The sequence below is a fragment of the Cellulomonas sp. URHD0024 genome (assembly GCF_000426185.1).
Lineage (GTDB): Bacteria > Actinomycetota > Actinomycetes > Actinomycetales > Cellulomonadaceae > Cellulomonas.
The window spans coordinates 484,621-503,422 of the sequence record NZ_KE384505.1 but is presented as its reverse complement, the minus strand read 5'-3'; the positions used below and the strand labels follow the sequence as shown (position 1 = coordinate 503,422).

Here is an 18,802-nt window from a genome sequence, read left to right as displayed (position 1 = left end):
CGGCCTCCTCCAGGTCAGCACGACGGGTCGTCGGTGCGCGAAACTCTAGGCGTCACGTCGTCGCGGTTGGGTAGTTTTGTCCGGTTTTCACCCCACCGGCCGACCGGGTCGCGTCACCCCACGGCCTGGGGCGGAGGATCCACCGAGACCGGATCCGGCAGCACGGGCGGCCCGGTGCCCGGAACGGGATCCGGGGGCACCGGATCGGGTGGGACGGGCGCGGCCGCGGGCGCGGGCGCGATCTCGACCGGTTCGGGAGCCGGCACGACCGGGTCCGGGGCGGCCACGACCGGCGTCGGTGGCGGGTCCGCGGCGGCTGGGTCTGCGACCCGTGGTTCTGGGGCCGGCCCATCCGCCGGTGCGGCAGCCGGTGCTGCGGCTGGTGCCGCGACTGGTGCGGCGACTGGTGCGGCGACTGGTGCGGCGACGCGTGCCGCGGCTGCGGGTGCGGCCGGGGCGGGCGGCACGTCGCCGGGGGTGCCACCCCACAGGCCCATGGTCACGGTGCCGACGAGCGCGTTGTCGAGGTAGGCGCCGCGGACCGGGTCGTTGGCCGTCGCCGCGGCGAGCAGCTGCGCGGAGCCGGCTCCCATCGCGTAGAACGGCACGAGTGAGTTCGAGTGCGTGCCCGAGTGCCAGGTCAGCTGCGGGAGCTGACCCTGCGCACCGACGACGGGGGTGCGCACGGGGTCCGCGCCGGGACCCCAGATGTAGCCGGTCTCGTGGTCCGCTGTGACGATCACCAGCGTGTCCGACCAGCTCGAGCTGGCCTCGACCCAGGCGACGGCGGCGTCCACCGCGCGGTTGAAGTCGACCTGCTCCTCGACCATCCCCGCCTGGTTGTTCGCGTGCCCGGCGACGTCGATCGCGCCACCCTCGATCATGACGAAGAAGCCGTCGGGGTCGTTGTCGAGGACGTTCAGCGCTCCCTTGGTCATCTCCGCCAGCGTGGGCACGTCGGTGTTGCGCGGCACCGAGAACGGCGTGCTCGTGGCGGTCAGCGCCGTGCGCCCCTCCTGCAACGTCTCGGACGCGTGCGCCACGCCGATCACGCGGTCCGGCGTCGGGCCCGTCTGCAGCGCCTGGAACTGCCCCAGGTCGCCGATGTAGGTGAACGGGGTCGCCCCCGTCGTGATCGCGTCCCACGTCGGCTGGCTGACGAAGTCGTAGCTCGGCGTCGCCAGGAGCGTCGCGTTCGCGTCGTACCGCGGGTCGCCCGCGCTGAGGACGACGTCGGCGTCGGACGCGAGCACCTGGTCCGCGATCTGCGCGTAGTCGTTGCGGTCGTCGGCGTGCGCCAGGAACGACGCCGGCGTCGCATGGGAGAACGGCATCGTCGTCACCACGCCTGTGGACTTCCCCAGAAGCGCGGCCTGCTCGGCGATGTTGCGCACCGGCGTCCCTGCCGGGTTCACGCCGACGAGGGTGTTGAGCGTCTTCACGCCGCTGGACAGAGCGGTCCCCGAGGCCGACGAGTCCGTCGGGTTCTTGAGCGCCTGCCCGAAGGTGGCCCAGGTCGCCGTCGGGTCGTAGGACTGGCCCGCGGGGTACGTCGACATGCCGGTCTGCACGGCGAACCGCTGGTACGACTGCGACGCCTTGTGACCCGCGACAGGCGTGACGATCGCCCCGTTCTGGATCGTCGCCTGGTACGCCTGCTCACCCTTCTCGAACAGGCTCCCGAGGTCGACCTGGTTGTAGCCCATCCCGTCGCCGATGAGCTCGATGATGTTCTTCGGCGTGCCGCCCATCGCGGCCGGCAGCGGGTCGACCACGACCGGGGGGACGTCAGGACCGGTGACGGTGTAGTCGTCGAACCGGAACGTCACGGGTCCGTTGGTCACCGTGCTCGAGGTGGAGGCTGCCAGGCCGGTGTGCCCGGCGACCTGGAAGCCGGCCGCGGAGTCGGTCGTCTGCAGCTGCCACGCCGCCGGCTCCGTCGCGCCGGACCAGACCTTGGCCCGGATCGTGGTCGGCGACGTGCCCGAGACCTCGAACCTGGTCCGGACGACGGTTCCCGCCGCATAGGTGACGCCGAGCGAGGTGGTGCCCACCAGCACCGTGTCCTGACCCGCCGCGTTGGTGCGGACGAGCGACGCGGTCATCACGCCGGTGGCCGGCCAGGCCGTCTTCAGCCGGTACTCGCCCGCCGGTGTGATCCGGCCGCGCACGAGGGTCCAGCCGCCGCCGCCGTTGGGCCGCTTGTCGACCGTGGTCGTCAACCGGAGGGTCGCGACGGACGTCTCCACGCCGGGCAGACGCGAGCTGGCCAGGGCGCCCGCCCCGAGCGTGAGCAGCCCGGTCGACCCGTCGACGCTCGCCGGGGTGCCCGTGGCCGTCCAGGCACCGCCGAGGTCGGCGTTGCCCCACCCACCCGTGACGGTCCGCCCGAACGCGTCGCGGGCGATCACGCCGTCGGGCGGCGGGGCGGTGGTGGCGATGTCGTGCGTCGTCGTCCCGGTCGCGGCGGGGTTCGCGTTGTCCGTGACCGTCAGCCCGACCGAGTAGACGCCCGGTGCCGAGTACAGGTGGGAGACCTGCGACCCGGTGCCGGTCGCCCCGTCCCCGAACGTCCAGGCGTAGGACGTCACCGACCCGTCGGGGTCGCTCGACCCGGTGCCGTCGAACGCGACGGAGAGCGAGCTCACGACCGCCGTGAACGACGCCACCGGGGGCTGGTTCGGGGCGACGGTGACGGTGTGGCTGACCGTCCCCGTCGCCCCGGCGTTGTCGGTCACGGTCAGGACCACGGTCGGCGTGCCCGACGCGGTATACGCGTGGGACGTCGTCGGCACCGAGGTGGTCGTCGTCGTGCCGTCGCCCCACTGCCACTGGTACGAGGTGATCGAGCCGTCGGCGTCGCTCGACGCGCTGCCGTCAACGCTCGCCGACAGGACCCCGCCGGTCACCGTGAACGCCGCGACGGGCGGCTGGTTCGCCGCTGCGACGGCCACCGTGTGGCTCACCGTGCCGGTCGCTCCGTCGTCGTCGGTGACCGTCAGGGCGACCGTCTTGGTCCCGGCGGTCGCATAGTCGTGCGACGTGGTCGGCACGGTCGTGGTCGTCGTCGTGCCGTCGCCCCAGGACCAGGACCAGGACGTGATCACGCCGTCCGGGTCGGCCGATCCGGTGCCGTTCGCGTCCGCGTGCAGCACCCCGCCCGTGACGGTGAAGGCCGCGCTGGGCGGCTGGTTCGGCAGCACACCGCCGGACCCCACGGCCTGGTGGCTCGCGATGTCGGTGGGCGTCAGCTCGCGCCCGTAGATGGCGACCTCGTCGATCTGGCCGACGAAGTTCTGCCCGGCGGCGTTGGGCCACCCCGCGACGATGTCGCCGCCGATGCGCCAGAACCCGTTGCCGAACCGGCCGAAGGTGACGCTCCAGTCGGACGCGACGACGGATCCGTCGACGTACAGCTTCATCCCCTGCCGACCGAGGGTGGCGACGACCAGGTGCCACGCGCCGTCGTTGTAGGCCTGGGGTGACGTCACCGTCCGGTTGATCGCCGGGAAGACTCCGAACGTCAGGCGGCCGTCGGCGCCCATGTACACCTTGCGGTCGTTGGTGGTGCTGTTGGCCGTGCCGCTCGTCGTCCCGAAGCTCACGATCGAGCCACCGGCCGTCGATGTCGTGCGGAACCACGCCTCGATCGACAGACGGTGCTGGCCGACGACCTGCCGCGTGCCGTAGATCCGCGAGGTCCCCGAGCCCGTGAAGCTCGCTGCCGTGCTGGGGTCGCCGGCGATCGCGCCCGGTACGCCGCGACCGACCGCAGCGCCGACCCCCGCGTCGTCCCACGAGGTCCAGTCCTGCATGGAGCCGGAGGTCTCGGAGAGGCGCCAGTACTGGGCCGGGTTGTCCGCGAGGATCTCGCGGGCGTACGTGCTCAGGGCTGCGCCGCCGGAGGTGAGGGTGGTCGCCGCGACGCTCGGCGACGCGACCGACAGGCCGCCGGCGTCGACCGCGCGCACGACGTAGGCGTACTGGCGGTTGTCCGCGAGCCCGGTGTCGACGAACGACAGCCGCGTCCGGTCCCAGAACCGCGACGCCGCGTCCACCGAGTAGACGAGCACACCGTCGCGGTACACGTCGTAGCGCAGCGACGCCTCCTCGCGGTCCCAGTTCGCGGGCCAGCTCACGGAGATCGCGCCGCGGCCGTGCGACTGGGCCGTGGGTGCGAACGACGAGCCCGTCACCTGGGGTCCGAACGCATCGGGCGCCTTGTCGCGGGTGGCGAAGCGCACCAGGCCCTGCTGCGCGATGTTGTTCACCCGGGGGAACTCGCCGCCGTAGACGACGTAGTCACCCGATCCCGTGACGTTCCAGCCCGCCTGGCTGGTGCCCGTGAAGGTGCCGGTCGCGAAGGTCGGGAAGAACGGTCGCAGCTCCGGCGTCGCGAAGCCCTCGATGCTCGAGTAGTGGCCCGCCTGGGTGTTGGGCTGGACCTGCCCGACGATCTCCTTGCCGAACGAGAGCCCGTACCAGGAGAGCCGCGGGTTGATCTCCGGGAAGCCACCGATGTTGCTGCACTGGTGCGGGTGGCCGGCCATGAAGATCCGGTCCTTGCCGGGGTTCGGGTAGACCGAGTAGCTGTCGCCGTGGCAGTCCTCGACCCAGACGACGTTGGAGGTCACCGGGTCGGCCGCGAAGACCCCCTCGAAGTTGGCGTCGCTGTCGTCCTGCCCGAGGAACGCGAACGACGATCCGTAGACATAGGTGCCGTCCGTCGTCAGGCTCTGGATCCCGGCGGAGTAGCCGTACGCGAACAGCTGGTCGCCCACGGTCCAGGGCAGCAGGGCGGCGTTCGACGTCGCCACGGCCCCCGTGCCCTTGCGGACCTGGTTGTTGATGTACTGGAAGCGCCCCCCGATGAAGAGGGACGCGCCGTCCGGGCTGAGGGTGATCGAGTCGACCTGCGCCGGCTGGACCGAGGCACGCCAGTTGCGCAGCGCACCGGTGTTCGCGTCGAACGACGCGACGCGCGGCCGGTCCGCGCCGGCGACGACGGTGAAGTTGCCCCCCAGGTACACCGCCGACGAGGACGCGGTGATCGTGCGGACCGCCGCGTTGGCGCCGCCCGTGAAGGCGGTGTTCAGCGCACCCGTCGCGCGGCTGAGGACAGCGAACCGGTTGCGGGCCACGTTGTTGACCCGTGTGAAGTCACCGCCGACGTAGATCTTGCTGCCGTCGGGCGACGCCGCGATCGCGAACGCAGGACCGTTCAGGGTGGGCGCCCAGCTGGTGACGAGCTCGCCGGTGGCGAGGTCGTAGGCCAGCAGGCTCGCCCGCGGGGTCGTGTTCACCCCGGCCGCCGCGCCCGCCGGCCGGGCCGTCGTGAAGTCGCCCGCCACGTACACCGTGCCGCCGACGATCACCTGCGACCAGGCGACACCGTCGATCTGGACGGTCGGCAGCGGGTCCGTCGTCACGGCGTCCGAGAGCGTGGGCGGCGGCGGTGGCGGCGGGTCGGCGGCCGCGGCAGGGCCGGAGGCCGCGACGAGGCCGGCCAGCACCAGGGCGACGGATGCGATCGTCGCTCCGAGCGTCCTGGCCCACCGGCGCGAGTACCTGCGGGCGGCGACGTGCTCGGTGCGTCCGTTCATCGTGTCCCACTCCCGCGTGAACGCGGCTGCCCGCGGTCGTGCTCGGGGTTCTGACTCGGCACTAGCTGGACGTCAGATTAGAACCGAAAAACGGACAAACGGCGCGATTCATACCAAATTCACCCTGCAGGGATTGCGATGTTCACGCTCCAACGAGCCGTCGGCGCGGGTGAACTTGCCCCAGGACCACCCGGCCGGACCTCGTGAGGGGCCGCGTACCGAGGGTACGATCCGGACTATTCGCCGCAATTCGACGACGCCGCGGCCACCCCTTTGGAGACCGGAGGCACGGAATGACGGGCGCCCCCTCGACCGCCACCGCGTTCGGCGCACACGGCGCCGACGGCGGTGCGACGCTCGCCCGGGGTGTCTCCTCCCGGGGGCGCTACGAGCACATCGACGCGCTGCGCGCCCTGGCCGTGATGCTCGTCGTCGTCGCTCACGCCGGGCTGGGCGGGGTGGTGCCGGGCGGTAGCGGCGTGACCATCTTCTTCGCGATCTCCGGGTTCATCATCACGCACATCCTGCTCACGGAGCGGGAGAAGACCGGCGCCTTCTCCGTCTCGGACTTCTACCTGCGGCGACTGCTCAAGCTCGCGCCGCCCTTCCTCCTCCTCATCGCGGTGCCCACCCTGCTGTGGGCCATCACGAACCCGCTGGACTGGGGTGCCTTCGCCTCCCAGGTCTTCTTCACGTTCAACTGGGTCTACATGCACGGGCTGCCGGCGGTGCTGCCGGGCTCACCGGTCGTGTGGAGCCTCGCGATCGAGGAGCAGTTCTACATCGCCTTCGCGCTCATCTGGCTCGGTGCGGTCCTGCTCCGTCGCCACCTGATGTTCCTGAGCATCGCGGCCGGCGCGACGATCGTCGGGTCGCTCACCATTCGCATCCTGCTCGTCTCGAGCGACGGCGCCCTGGGCGCGCACCGGCGCATCTACTACGGCACCGACACGCGGGCCGACGGCATCGCGTTCGGCATCCTCGCCGCCGTCCTGTTCGCACTGTCGCGCCGTGGGCGGCTCCCCGCTCGCGTCCGGACGGCGGTCGCCAGCGGTTGGGCTCCGGCGTTCGCCCTGGTCCTCTACCTGGCGTCGCTCGTCATCCGCGACGAGTGGTTCCGCGAGACGCTGCGCTACACGTTCCAGGCCGCCGCAGCCGCCGCCGTGATCCTCTACGGCCTCGAACGGCGCGACGGACGCGTGCGCGAGGCGCTGGGCCGCGTCGCAGGCATCCGGATCGTGCAGGTCATCGGGCTGGCGAGCTACAGCATCTACCTCATCCACCTGGTCGTCGACGTCGCCCTGCGCCCTCTGCTCGCCGGCTGGCCCACCGCGCTCGCCTTCGGCGTCAGCGTCGTGTCCGGCGTCGCCATCGGAGTCGCGGTGTGGGCCTGGCTCGAGCGGCCGGTCGAGGCGTTCAAGCGCCGGCTGATGGCGCGCCGCGCGGCCGCCCGCGTAGACGGTCCCGCCCCCGAGCCTTCCACCGCCGCTGCCACGCCCGGCTCCCCCGGGCACGACACCCACTCCGCCATCCCGGCCACCGGAGGACTGCTGTGACCGTCGGATACGCACCCGGAGCGTGGGACCTGTTCCACGTCGGCCACCTGAACATCCTGCGCCACGCCAAGGCGCACTGCGACTTCCTCATCGCCGGCGTCGTCGACGACGAGATGCTCACGCTCGCCAAGGGCCGGCCGCCCGTCATCCCGACCCTGGAGCGTGCGGAGATCGTGCGCCATGTCTCCTACGTGGACGACATCTTCATCGAGACCCAGCCCGACAAGCTGGTCACCTGGCGGGAGCGCCCCTTCGACGTCTTCTTCAAGGGAGACGACTGGCGGGGCACGCTCAAGGGCATCGAGCTCGAGCGACGGTTCGCCGAGGTCGGCGTCGAGGTCGTCTACTTCCCGTACACCGTGGCCACGTCGAGCACGATCCTGCGACGTGCCCTGGCGGCCCTCGAGACACCGCTGGCCGACCCGCAGCTCGCCATCGGGGACTGAGCGTCAGCCGAGGGTGCGGATCTCCCTGTACCACTTCGGCAGGGCGAGAAGTACAAAGCCGGCCGTCGCGACGAAGAGCAGCGTGTAGACGGGAACGAACACGTCCTGCCACCCGACGAGGCCGAGCGCGAGGCAGAGGATCCCGTAGTCCGTCGGCGCGACCGCGAGCGAGTAGAGCGTCGACGACGACCCGTCCGCCGCCATGAACTGGGTCTCCTTGCCACGCGCCGAGCGGCGCAGCTGGTCCGTCAGCGTCATGGTGAAGAAGAACACGCCGGACACCACCGAGTAGCCCAGCGGCACGAGCAGCCAGGCGTCGTCGATCGTGAAGTACCGGAACGCCGCGATCAGCACGGCGAGGTGCAGGGAGGCGGTCTTGATCGCGTCGACCACGTGGTCGAGCCACTCCCCTGACCTCGACCCCGTGCCCTGCAGGCGGGCGAGCTGGCCGTCGGCCGCGTCGAGCGCGTAGCCGAGTGCAAGCCCGACCCCGATGAGCACGCCGACCAGCGGCGTCGGCCTGACCGTCGCGAGGGTGGCGATCGCCGCGAAGGTCAGCAGGGCACTGAGCCCCGTCACCGCATTAGGTGTCAGGCCCGCGACGTTCGCCGCGGCGGCGAACCGTCGTCCCAGCCACCGGTTCACCCAGCGCGAGTAGGCGGGGGCGCCCTTGGAGGTCTTCTGCCTGCCGCCGAGCTCGCGCACCCCGTCGCGGTAGCGATCGCGGACCGTTCCCATGGTCACACCCGTCATCGGACCTCACCCTCGGATCGCTCGGCGGTCCCGTCGCCCAGCACGGGCGTCAGCGCCGCCGTGAACCGTTCCGCGAACGCGGCGAGGGTGAACATACGCTCGAAACGGTCGCGGGCAGCACCCCCCTGCCGGGTCAGCACCGCCGCATCCAGCGCTTCGAGCGCGGCGGTCCACCCGGCGACATCGCCTGCGGCGACCAGCGCACCCGTCACACCGGCCTCGACGATGTCGCGCAGGCCGCCGTCCGCCGACGCCACGACGGCCCGGCCGAGGCCGGCGGCCTCGATCGCGATCGTCGGCAAGGGGTCCGGGCGGGTGCTCGGCACGAGGACGACGTCCGACGCCCGCACCCAGGCGGCGACGTCGTCGCGCGGTCCGACCACGTGCACCCGGCCGGGGTCGGCGAGCTCGGAGACCAGGGCCGGGACGTCGACGGACCCACCGGAGGGCGGCGGCGCACCGAGGATGACGAGGTGCAGGTCCGGGCGGCTCAGGCCGGCCCACGCCTGCAGGAGGACGTCGTGGCCCTTCCACGCGTTCCAGCGGCTGGCCACCAGCGCGACCAGCGCACCCGGCGGGACGCCCAGCCCTGAACGGACCGCCGCCGCGTCGCCCGGCGGGACCTCGGGCATCTCGAAGCCGTTGTGCACCACCGTCACGGAACCGGGGAGCCGCTCGGCGACAGCCGCACTGACCGCCAGCACCGCCGTGCAGGCCCGCAGCATGGGGCCGAGCAGGAGTCGTTCCGACCGCCCCCACGTCTCGTGGACGTGCACGACGACGCGGGCGCCGACGAGACGGGCCAGAGGTGCGACGAGGAGGGCCGCGGACGTGCTCAGGTAGACGACGTCGGGCCGTGACCGACGCAGGCCGGCCCAGGTGCGCCAGGACCGCCGCGCCAGGCCGGGCAGTGCGCGCAGGCGCAGGTAGTCCCTGCGCAGGATCGGCAGGTCGGCGTGGCTGACCGCGATTCCCCGCTGTTCGAGCGCCTGCGTGAGCAGGTGCTCCGGGTAGTCCACGTCCAGAGGGAGCAGGACGTGGACCACCCCGGAGCCGGTGAGGATGCCCGCCGCCTCGAGCAGCACACGGTCGGCGCCGTAGAGCTCGTCCGAGGGATGGATGGCGAGGATCCTCATGCAGCCGTCCTCAGTTCGGGATCGTCACGGAGAAGTCGTCGAACGAGGCGACGACCGGTCCGTTGGTCGTCGTCGCCGACAGCTGCGCGAACACCCCGACGTGCCCGGACGTCTGCAGGGTGGCCGAGGAGTCGGTGCCCGAGAGCGTCCAGGTGCTGGGGACCGGCTTGCCGGCGACCCAGACCTTGGCCTGCAGCAGGGTGGGCGCCGTCCCGGTGACCGAGAACGTCGTCCAGACCTTGGTGTTCGCCGCGACCGCACCGAGGCTCACGGCCGACCCGACCAGGACGTCGGTGCCCGAGACGGAGCGGATGATCCGCGCCGTCAGCGTGCCGTTCTGGTCGATCTGCAGCTTGACGCGGTACTCGTCGCCGTTGGGGGCGATCCGTCCGCGCACCAGCTCGTACGACCCGGTCCCGTTGGCCCGCTTGTCCAGCGACATGCTGACCGTGGTGAGCGTCGACGTCCCGCTCGCCCCGAGGAGCCGGGCGCCGGCCGTCGAGTTGCCGGCGGCCAGGCTCGCCTTGCCGGCGCCGCCGGAGACCCCGGTGATGCCACCGACCGTCGTCCAGGCGCCGCCCACGTCGGCCGTACCCCAGCCGGAGGCCACGGTCCGCTCGAACAGGTCGGCCCCCAGGACCGTCGGCGCCGGCGTGACCGTCACGTCGTGCGTCACGGTGCTGGTGAGGGCGGTGTCGTCCGTCACGGTCAAGGTGATCGTGTAGGTCGCCCCCGCGCCGTACGTGTGCGTCGGGGTGGGGCCGGTCGCGGTCCCACCGTCACCGAAGTCCCACGCGTAGGTGAGGGTGCCGTCGGGGTCGACGGAACCCGTGCCGTTCGCCTGGACCTGCAGCTGGTTCGCCGTGACGGTGAACGCCGCCGTCGGAGCGATCAGCTCGGTGACGACGTCCTGCGTCGCCGTGCTGGTCAGGCCGTCGTCGTCCGTGACCGTCAGCGAGACCGTGAACGTGCCGGCCGTCGTGTACGTGTGGGACGAGCTCTTGGCGACGGACGTGGTGCCGTCACCGAAGTTCCACAGGTACCCGACGATCGCGCCGTCCGTGTCCGTGGACCCGGCCGCGTTCGCGGTGATCGTGCGCTGGGTCTGAGCCAGGGAGATCGACGCCGTCGGAGGCGCGAGCGCCACGCTGACGTCGTGCGTCGCGGTGCTGGTCAGCCCGTCGTCGTCGGTGACCGTGAGCGTCACGGTCCAGGTGCCGTTGCCCGGGTACGTGTGCTGCGCCGGAGTAGGCCCCGTGTCGGTGGTCCCGTCCCCGAAGTCCCACGCATAGCTGACGATCGTGCCGTCGGCGTCGGTCGAGTCGGCCGCCGTGACGTCCGCCTTCAGCTTGGCGGTCGTCGCGGAGAACGCCGCGACGGGCGCGACGAGCGAGACGGTGACGTCCTGCGTGACGGTGGCCGTCTGGCCGTCGTCGTCGGTGACCGTCAGGGTCACCGGGTAGGTGCCGACGCTCGGGTAGGTGAACTGCTGCTGGGCGCCCGTGAGGATGTTGCCGCCGCCGAAGTCCCAGCTGTAGCCCGTGAGGGTGCCGTCCGGGTCCGACGAGGTCGCCGCGTTCACGGAGACCGTGCGGTGGTTGGACGACGAGGTGAACGCCGCCGTGGGCAGACCCGTGATGACGGCCGTGTCCGCGGTGAAGGTCGCCTGCTGGTTGTCCGCGTCCGTCACGGTGAGGACGACGGGGTAGACGCCCGGCGCGGAGTACGTGTGCTGCGCCGTGCTGCCGACCCCCGCCTGGCTGCCGTCCCCGAAGTCCCACGAGTAGGACGCGAGCGTCCCGTCGGGGTCGCTCGAGGCGGTGCCGTCGAACGAGGCCGTCAGGCGGTCCGCGGTCGACGTGAAGGACGCCGTCGGGAGGCCCGTGATGACATTGACCGTCCGCGTCGCGGTGGTGAGCGAGGCGTCGCCGTCGTCGTCGGTCACGACGAGGGACACGGTGTAGTCCCCCGGCGTGAGGTAGGTGTGGGTCGCGGTCTTGCCGGTGCCGGTGGTCCCGTCACCGAAGTCCCACGCCCACCCGGTGACCTGCCCGTCCGAGTCGGTCGAGGTCGAGGCGTCGACCGATGCCGTCAGGCGGTGCGAGGTGGCGGTGAAGGCCGCGGTCGGCGGCACGTTCGGCGGCTGCCCGGTCCGGCCGATGCTGTTGTGCATCGCGACCTGCGTCGGCGTGAGCACCTTGTTGTAGGTGGCGACGTCGTCGATGGTGCCCTGGAAGTAGAAGGACGCCGGCCCCGGCGACCATCCGCCCAGGTTGTCACCGCCGATGCGCCAGTAGCCGGTCATCGGCTGCTGCCCGGAGATGACGTCGCCGTTCGCCGCGACGAGCGCGCCGTCGACGTACAGCTTCATGCCGGTGTCACCCAGGGTCGCCACGGTGTGGTGCCAGGCGCCGTTGTTGTAGGCCTGGGCCGACGTGATCACCTTGGTGGTGTTGGGGTAGACGCCGAAGCTCAGCGTCCCGTCGTTGGCCATCCAGACCTGCCGGTCGTAGCCGTCGCTGTCACCGGTCTGCTTGGTGCCGAAGCCGACGATCTTCCCGCCGCTCGTCGTCGTGGTCTTGAACCACGCCTCGACCGAGACGGTGTTCGTCGCGATCTCGGTGGAGTTGGAGCGGATGTACGACGCCGAGTTCCCGTTGAACGTCATGGCGGTGTTCGAGTCGTTCGCCAGGGCGCCGGGGACTCCGCGGGTCACGGAGGCGCTCGTCCCGGGGTTGTACCCGCCCGTCCAGCTCGCGACCGTCGAGTTCGTGTCGGACAGGCGCCAGTAGTTGGCCGGGCCGTCCGCCATCACGGTGCTGGCGTACACGCCGAGCGCTGCCTGCGAGTTGCCCCCCGTCGTGACGCTCACGGGCGGCGACGTCACCGAGTTGCCCCAGGGGTCCTTGACCACGATCGCGTAGGTGTACTGCGTGTTGTTGGCCAGGCCGGAGTCGCTCCACGACAACCGCGTGCGGTCCCAGTAGGCGGCCGTGTGCGTCAGCGTCGCGACGGGGCTCGCGGTGTTGCCGTTGCGGATCACCGAGTAGGTCAGCGTCGCGTCGTCCATGTCCGTGTTCACCGGCCAGGACAGCTGCACGGTGCCCTTGCCGCGCGAGGCGGCGACCGGTGCGATGGCCGCCCCGCTGAGCTGCGGACCGCTCGCGTTCGTCGCGACCGAGCGCTTGCCGAAGCGGACGAGACCCGCCTGGGGGACGCCGTTCACCGACGGGAACTCGCCGCCGTAGACGACGTAGTCGGCGTTCCCGGCGACGGACCAGCCGGCCTGGGACTGGCCGCTCCACGAGCCGGTGGTGAACGTCGGGAACCAGTTGCCGATCGCGGGCGCCGGCGTGCCGGCCCACTGGCCGTAGCCGCCGTCGGCGTTCTGCACGTTGAGGTGGCGGGCGTTCTGGGTGAAGGCGAGCCCGTACTTGCTCAGCCGCGGGCTGACCTCGGGGAACGCCGCGTTGTTCGAGCAGGTGTGGGGGTGGCCCGACTCGTACACGAAGCCGTCCGGGGAGCCGAAGGTCGAGTAGGTGTCACCGTGGCAGTCCTGCACCCACTGGAGCGCGCCGGTCGTCGTGTCGGCCGAGAACAGGCCCTCGACGTTCGCCACGCTGCCGTCGGGCTTGGTCAGGTACCCCATGCCGCTGCCGATGATGTGGTTGCCGACGACCGTCAGGCTGTACACGCCGGCGCTGTACCCGTAGTTGATCACCTGGGTGTTCGTCGGGAAGGGCAGCACCGCACCGGTCGTGGAGTTGACCCAGCCCACGCCGGGGTTGAGGACGTTGGTGATGTACTGGAACCGCCCGGCGAGGACGAGCTTCGACCCGTCGGGTGTCAGTCGGATCGACTCGACCTGGGCCGGCTGGACCGAGGCGAAGAAGGAGTTCAGCGTGCCGGTGGTCGCGTCGATCGAGGCGACGCGCGGCTTGCGGGTGCTGTTGACCGTGTCGAACGACCCGGCGAAGTAGACCGTCGTCGCGCTGGCAGTGATCGAGCGGACCGTCGCGTTGATGGCCGGCTTGAGCACGGTGCTCATCGCGCCCGTGGTGGCGTCGAACGCGGCGAACCTGGCCCGAGTCGTCATGCCCAGCCCGGTGCCGCCCGCGGCGGTGAAGTCGCCGCCGACGTAGATCACCTTGCCGTTGGGCGACGCCGCGATGGTCAGCCCGGGGGCGTTGATCGACGGCGCCCAGGTCGTGATCAGCTCGCCCGTGCGGATGTCGTACGCGAGGAGCCGGGTCCGGGTCACCTCGTTCGTGCCGGCCGGCGAGCCCGCCGGGCGAGCGGTCGTGAAGTCACCCGTCGCGTAGACGGTGTTGCCGACGACGACCTGAGCCCACACGATGCCGTTGGTCTGCACGGTCGGCAGCGGGTCGGCGCTGACGGTCGGCTCGGTGATCGCGTTGGCGGGCACGCCGGTGATCGTGGGGTCGCCGGGGGCTGCGCTCGCGGGGGACGAGGAGATGCCGACGGCGAGGACGAGCGCGAGCGCGGCGGTGACCGCGGGGGCGGTCAATCGCGCTCGGGTGCTGCGCGGGGGCGCAGAGCGGGATGTGAACATGGTCAGCCTGCCTTCGGGGGGAGAGTGACAAGCACGGTCTGGGCGTCTGCGCCGAGTGAGACGGAGATGACATACGACCCGTCGGCGTCACCGGGTCGAGTGAGTACGTAGGCACCGCTGGCACGTGCGCCAGACGCGAGATCCCCGTGCACCGGCGACCCGCGGGGATCGCTGGCCAGCACCGAGCCCGCAACGCCGTCGGTGCCGTAGACGTTGACCACCACGCCGTCGAGCGAGAGGGGTGAACCCGTCGCGTTCTGCACGGTCACGGCGATGAGGAAGGCCGGGCCGGCCACCTCGCCGGGACCGTGGGCCTCACCCTTGATGGGCTCCGCGGAGTCGACCGCGACCTGGACGCCGGCCACCGGCTGGGCCGGTTCGCCCGGTGCCACGGGAGTGGTGTGCTGCTGGTCCGACTCGACCTCCACCACCGCGGCCACGATCTTCTGCGTCGCGGGGTCCTGCGCAGGGGCTGCGCCTGGTGCAGGTGTGGTGGTCGACGGTGCGGGGGTCGTCGCCGTCGGGCTGGGGGTCGAGCTCGAGCTCGAGCTCGAGCTCGCGCTCGCGCCGGGCGTCGAGGTCGCACCGGCATCCGACGCGCCGCGCGGCCAGACGACGACGGCGATCACCACGGCGAGCACGGCCAGCGCGGCAAGGCCGATGGCGAGGTAGCGCCGGTTCCCCGTCATCGCGGAGCCGCCTCGAGCCGACGACCGGACATCCGGCGGCCGGCCGCACGCCGCGCCGGCAGCTCCTTGGCGAGGGCCTCGTAGCGCTCCGCGACGTCGTTCCAGTCGTACCGCTTGGCCTCCTCGGCGCCGCGCAGACCCCGCAGAGCCTCCGCCTCGGGATCCGACTCGGCGGCTTCGAGCAGCCGCGCGAGCTCGTCCGGCCGGGAGAAGTACAGCCCGGCGTCGCCGAGCACCTCCTCGTTGAAGTTGACGTCCCACGCGATGACCGCGGTGCTCGCACCCATGGCGCGCAGCAGCGAAGGGTTGGTGCCACCTACGGAGTGCCCGTGCAGGTAGGTCAGCGCCCCCGCGTACAGGCCGTCGAGCAGCTCGTTGTCCCAGATCCCGCCGAGCATGCGGACCCGGCCGTCGGCCAGGCGCCGGACGCGGTCGGTGTACTCGCGCCCGTACGGCGCGGATCCGACGACGACCAGGGGGAGCGCGCAACCGGACCGCACATACCCGTCGACGATCGTGTCGACGTGGTTCTCGGGCTCGAACCGCGCGACGACGAGGTGGTAGCCGCCCGGCTCGAGACCGAGCTCGCTGATCCGGTGGACCGCTTCAGGCGTCGGTGTCGCAGTGCCGTACGCGATCCCCACCGTCGGAGCTGCGAACTGCGCCGTGTAGTAGTCCGCGATCCCCTGGGCGTCGGCGATCAGTGCGTCCGACCACCGCACGGCCAGCTGCTCCGCCACGCGGTAGTACCGTCGGCCGGCGCCGGACCACTTGGCGCGCTTCCACTCGAGCCCGTCGACGTGCGTCGCCACGGGGATGCGCCGCAGCCGCGCCAGGGGCAGGAACGCCGCGTTCGCCGAGTTGTAGAAGAACGCGACGTCGGCGCCGTGCAGCATCAGGTGCGCGACCGAGATCGCCGAGTGGGACAGCGTCTCCAGCGAGCGACGTCGGATGGCGGGCAGGTAGACGAGACGCATGCCGCGGTGACGCTTCGGGCGCTGCGCCTTCGGTGCGGTCGACCGGCAGTACACGACGACGTCGTGACCGCGGGCCGCGAGGCGCGCGCCGACCTCCTCGACACACGTCTCGAAGCCCCCGTAGTGCGCGGGGACGCCGCGCGTCCCGAGCATCGCGATGCGCAACCGTCACCCCTCTCGTCCGTAGCCAGGTCGTCAGACCAACCGCTGCACCGGTCCCGAGGACCGGGCCAGATCAGGGGCAATCGCGACGATTCGGACACATTAGCCGGGTGTTCTGTGGCTTTCGGAGGTAGTTGGGCGGATATCGCCCGTTCGCGGTGGAATTTCGCCCGCTCCCGCACTCCGCGGCGCCCGAACGGCTGAACCGCGAACCGGCCGACGACGCCGCGACGCCCGCTGCGCCGATCGGGTGATTGGCCGCAGACGCCCCTCGCGGCGCACCGATCTCGCGGTCGGCCGCCGTGCCGGAGAGCGCGTCGGACGTCTCCGCCCGGCGGACGACCGCCGTGGACGACGGCTCCGGCCCGACGACCTGCGGGTTCGCCGAACGCCACGGCCCGGGTGAGCGATCCGAGACCGCGTCCTGGTCGATGCCGGCGGTGGCTCGAGATCGGGCATTCCACGCGGGCCGAGGCCTACCTGCGGACGCGCGTCGGCGGACGGATCCGACATCGACGGACGTTTCTCGCCGACTTTCCCTCATCAACTTGGACAAGCGTCCGAACGGAGTTCATTGAGGACGAAACGCGCCTCTCCACCGGCCTGCGCCGCGGAGAGCAGGTCGGTCTCCGGCGCCGCTCCCCCCGCGAAGGGGCAGCGCCAGGAACCCGAACCAGCGCACCACGGCACCGAACGCCGTGCGCCCGGGCAACCGGGTGGCTCCCCACACAACCCATCTGGGCGCGCTCCGTCGCGCCGGAAGGAAGTTCGCCATGCGCTCTCTTGCCAAGCCTCGTCTCGTCGGGGTGGTCATCACCACTGCACTTCTGCTCGGTGGCGCGTCGGTCGCGGTGGCCACCACCTCCTCCGCCGCCACGGTCCCCGCGTACGTGGCGACCACCGGCGTCACGAAGTACGGAGACCGGCTGCTTCCCGGCGAGAAGCTCGCCATCGGCCAGCAGATCGTCTCCCAGGACGGGCAGTACCGCCTGACCGTGCGCGCCGACGGCTCGGCCGCGCTGCTCAAGCCGGACGGCGGAGTGATCTGGTCGGTGAAGGCCGCCGGTACCGGCGCCTACCTCACGCTGCGGACCGACGGCACGTTCGGCCTGTACAACGCCGCGGGCACCGTCGTCTGGAGCACGGCCGCACTCGGCGCGAACGCGACTCTCGTGGTGCAGAACACTGGTCACCTGGTCGAGTACGTCGGCACCGTGGCGAAGTGGAACACCACGCGCAGCACGGGCGCCCCGGTGCTCGTCTTCCCCGCCCCGGTCGAGCCCGCACCCGCCCCGAAGGCTTCGCCGACCCCCGTCGCGCCGACGGCCTCGCCCACCCCCGTCGCGCCCACGGCCTCCCCCGCCCCCGTCGCGCCCACGGCCTCCCCCAGCCCCGTCGCGCCGACGGCTTCGCCCACCCCTGTCGCCGCCGCGACCGCGCCGCTGTACGTCGCGTCCGGTGTGACCAAGTACGGCGACCGCATGCTCCCGGGTGAGCGGCTCGCGATCGGGCAGCAGATCGTGACCCAGGACGGCCAGTACCGCTTCACCGTCCGCGCCGACGGCTCCCTCGCCCTGCTCAAGCCGGACAGCGGCGTCATCTTCTCGACGCCGGCCGCCGGCGCCGGCGCGTACGTCGCGCTCGGGACCGACGGCAAGCTCGCGCTCTACTCCGCCGCAGGCGTCGTCGTCTGGGACAACGCCACAACCGGCCCGCGCATGACCGTCGCGGTCCAGGACACGGGGCACCTCGTCGCGTACTCCGGGACGACCGCCGTGTGGAACACCACGCGCTCGATCTCCACCCCGGTGCTCACCCTGCTCGCGCCGGCCGAGAAGCGCGACACCGCGCTCTACCCGTTCGCCTCGAGCTCCCCGTGGAACACCCCCATCGGCTCCGGCGCGATCTTCGAGGCAGCCACCGGCACCATGACGAAGGGCCTGCTGCAGAGCAAGCCCACGGTGAACCGCGACCAGTGGTCGATCGGCGTGTTCCAGGCCAAGGCGACGGACCCTTGGTCGACGCTGCAGGGCGTGCGCAACGGCAGCATGGAGTCGCTCAACATCCCGACGAACGCCGCCCCGACCGGTGGCACGGACGCACACGTGACCCTCATCTCGATCGACGGCAAGACCGCCAAGGACACGTACAAGTTCCAGCACGTCTCGAACACGTCGTCCGTCGCGCAGATCGTCGTGAACTCGGACCTGACCGGCAGCGGCATCGGCTACGGCGTGCGCGCCGCAGGCGTTCCCGGCATCGCCGGCCTGATCCGGGCGAACGAGGTCCAGTCCGGTGAGATCAACCACGCCCTCGCGATGGCGCTCACGAACACCGCGCTCAAGCGCGGCCCCGTGTGGCCGGCGGTCCGCGAGGACAGCGACTCGGCGACGGCGTACTCCGGCACGATCCCGATGGGCACGCTCTTCGCGATCCCGGGCGACGTGGACATCACCAAGCTGGGTCTCACCTCCGAGGGCCTCGCGCTCGCGAAGGCGCTGCAGAACTACGGTTCGTACACCGTCGACCGTTCCGGCACGGCTGCGCTCTACATCGAGCCGACCGCCGACGCGACCAAGTCCCTCGCGACGAAGGACGCCTGGAAGGCGCTGTACCCGTACCTGCGTGCCGTGACGAACAACTCCGCCACGACCGTCGGTGGCGGCGGCGCGGCGCGTCTCGCTCCGCTCGCCTCGGTCTCCTGACCGACGCTGCACCACACGCCGTGGGCGTCCGGGGGTTTCCCCGGGCGCCCACGCGCTGTTCCCGGGACCTGCCGGGGCCGGTCGGGCGGGCGTCCCGGGGTTCCCCCCCCGGGGCCCACGCGCTGTTCCCGGGACCTGCCGGGGCCGGTCGCGCGGCTTCGTCCTCCCCCGAGCGTCTGGGCACAGACCCTCGACGTCCGAG

General features: G+C 71.7%; 9 protein-coding genes. 3 read left to right on the top strand and 6 right to left on the bottom strand.

All coding sequences use genetic code 11. The annotated features are described in order from the left end of the window. Nucleotides 1-113 precede the first annotated feature (113 nt). Nucleotides 114-5,603, bottom strand: coding sequence for a PKD domain-containing protein (locus tag I847_RS24800; RefSeq protein ID WP_028050865.1), 5,490 nt, complete (start codon nt 5,601-5,603; stop codon nt 114-116). Nucleotides 5,604-5,896: 293 nt separating this feature from the next. Here I847_RS24800 and I847_RS0118440 point away from each other — a divergent pair, with 293 nt between their 5' ends. After that, nucleotides 5,897-7,159: an acyltransferase gene (locus I847_RS0118440; protein ID WP_028050864.1), complete on the top strand. Its 1,263-nt coding sequence runs from the start codon at nt 5,897-5,899 to the stop codon at nt 7,157-7,159. Beyond that, on the top strand, nt 7,156-7,605 hold the full coding sequence (locus I847_RS0118435; RefSeq protein ID WP_028050863.1) for an adenylyltransferase/cytidyltransferase family protein: 450 nt from the start codon (nt 7,156-7,158) through the stop codon (nt 7,603-7,605). The genes I847_RS0118440 and I847_RS0118435 overlap by 4 nt, the downstream gene beginning before the upstream one ends. Before the next feature lie 3 nt (nt 7,606-7,608). Here I847_RS0118435 and I847_RS0118430 read toward each other — a convergent pair whose 3' ends face one another. The 5 genes from I847_RS0118430 to I847_RS0118410 are packed head-to-tail and all read right to left on the bottom strand — an operon-like array spanning nt 7,609 to nt 15,898. Next, nucleotides 7,609-8,358: a CDP-alcohol phosphatidyltransferase family protein gene (locus I847_RS0118430; RefSeq protein WP_081681128.1), complete on the bottom strand. Its 750-nt coding sequence runs from the start codon at nt 8,356-8,358 to the stop codon at nt 7,609-7,611. Continuing rightward, a complete protein-coding gene (locus I847_RS24795; RefSeq protein ID WP_051275056.1) occupies nt 8,355-9,494 on the bottom strand; it encodes a glycosyltransferase family 4 protein in 1,140 nt (379 codons plus the stop codon). Before I847_RS24795 ends, I847_RS0118430 begins: the two co-directional genes overlap by 4 nt. Nucleotides 9,495-9,504: 10 nt before the next feature. After that, complete coding sequence (locus I847_RS0118420) at nt 9,505-14,067, bottom strand: PKD domain-containing protein (RefSeq protein WP_028050861.1); 4,563 nt, start codon at nt 14,065-14,067, stop codon at nt 9,505-9,507. 2 nt (nt 14,068-14,069) lie between these two features. After that, nucleotides 14,070-14,756: a hypothetical protein gene (locus I847_RS0118415; protein WP_028050860.1), complete on the bottom strand. Its 687-nt coding sequence runs from the start codon at nt 14,754-14,756 to the stop codon at nt 14,070-14,072. Then, on the bottom strand, nt 14,753-15,898 hold the full coding sequence (locus I847_RS0118410; protein ID WP_028050859.1) for a DUF1972 domain-containing protein: 1,146 nt from the start codon (nt 15,896-15,898) through the stop codon (nt 14,753-14,755). The genes I847_RS0118415 and I847_RS0118410 overlap by 4 nt, the downstream gene beginning before the upstream one ends. Nucleotides 15,899-16,668: 770 nt before the next feature. Here I847_RS0118410 and I847_RS0118405 point away from each other — a divergent pair. Then, the gene (locus I847_RS0118405; RefSeq protein WP_155856226.1) at nt 16,669-18,600 is read left to right on the top strand and encodes a hypothetical protein; all 1,932 of its coding nucleotides are present in this window, start codon (nt 16,669-16,671) and stop codon (nt 18,598-18,600) included. Nucleotides 18,601-18,802: the final 202 nt, after the last annotated feature.

Excerpts from the sequence above, each read along its gene's own strand:
- I847_RS24800 (WP_028050865.1), bottom strand. The coding sequence starts at position 5,603 with ATGAACGGACGCACCGAGCACGTCGCCGCCCGCAGGTACTCGCGCCGG.
- I847_RS0118440 (WP_028050864.1), top strand. The coding sequence starts at position 5,897 with ATGACGGGCGCCCCCTCGACCGCCACCGCGTTCGGCGCACACGGCGCC.
- I847_RS0118430 (WP_081681128.1), bottom strand. The coding sequence starts at position 8,358 with ATGACGGGTGTGACCATGGGAACGGTCCGCGATCGCTACCGCGACGGG.
- I847_RS24795 (WP_051275056.1), bottom strand. The coding sequence starts at position 9,494 with ATGAGGATCCTCGCCATCCATCCCTCGGACGAGCTCTACGGCGCCGAC.
- I847_RS0118420 (WP_028050861.1), bottom strand. The coding sequence starts at position 14,067 with ATGTTCACATCCCGCTCTGCGCCCCCGCGCAGCACCCGAGCGCGATTG.
- I847_RS0118415 (WP_028050860.1), bottom strand. The coding sequence starts at position 14,756 with ATGACGGGGAACCGGCGCTACCTCGCCATCGGCCTTGCCGCGCTGGCC.
- I847_RS0118405 (WP_155856226.1), top strand. The coding sequence starts at position 16,669 with ATGCGCTCTCTTGCCAAGCCTCGTCTCGTCGGGGTGGTCATCACCACT.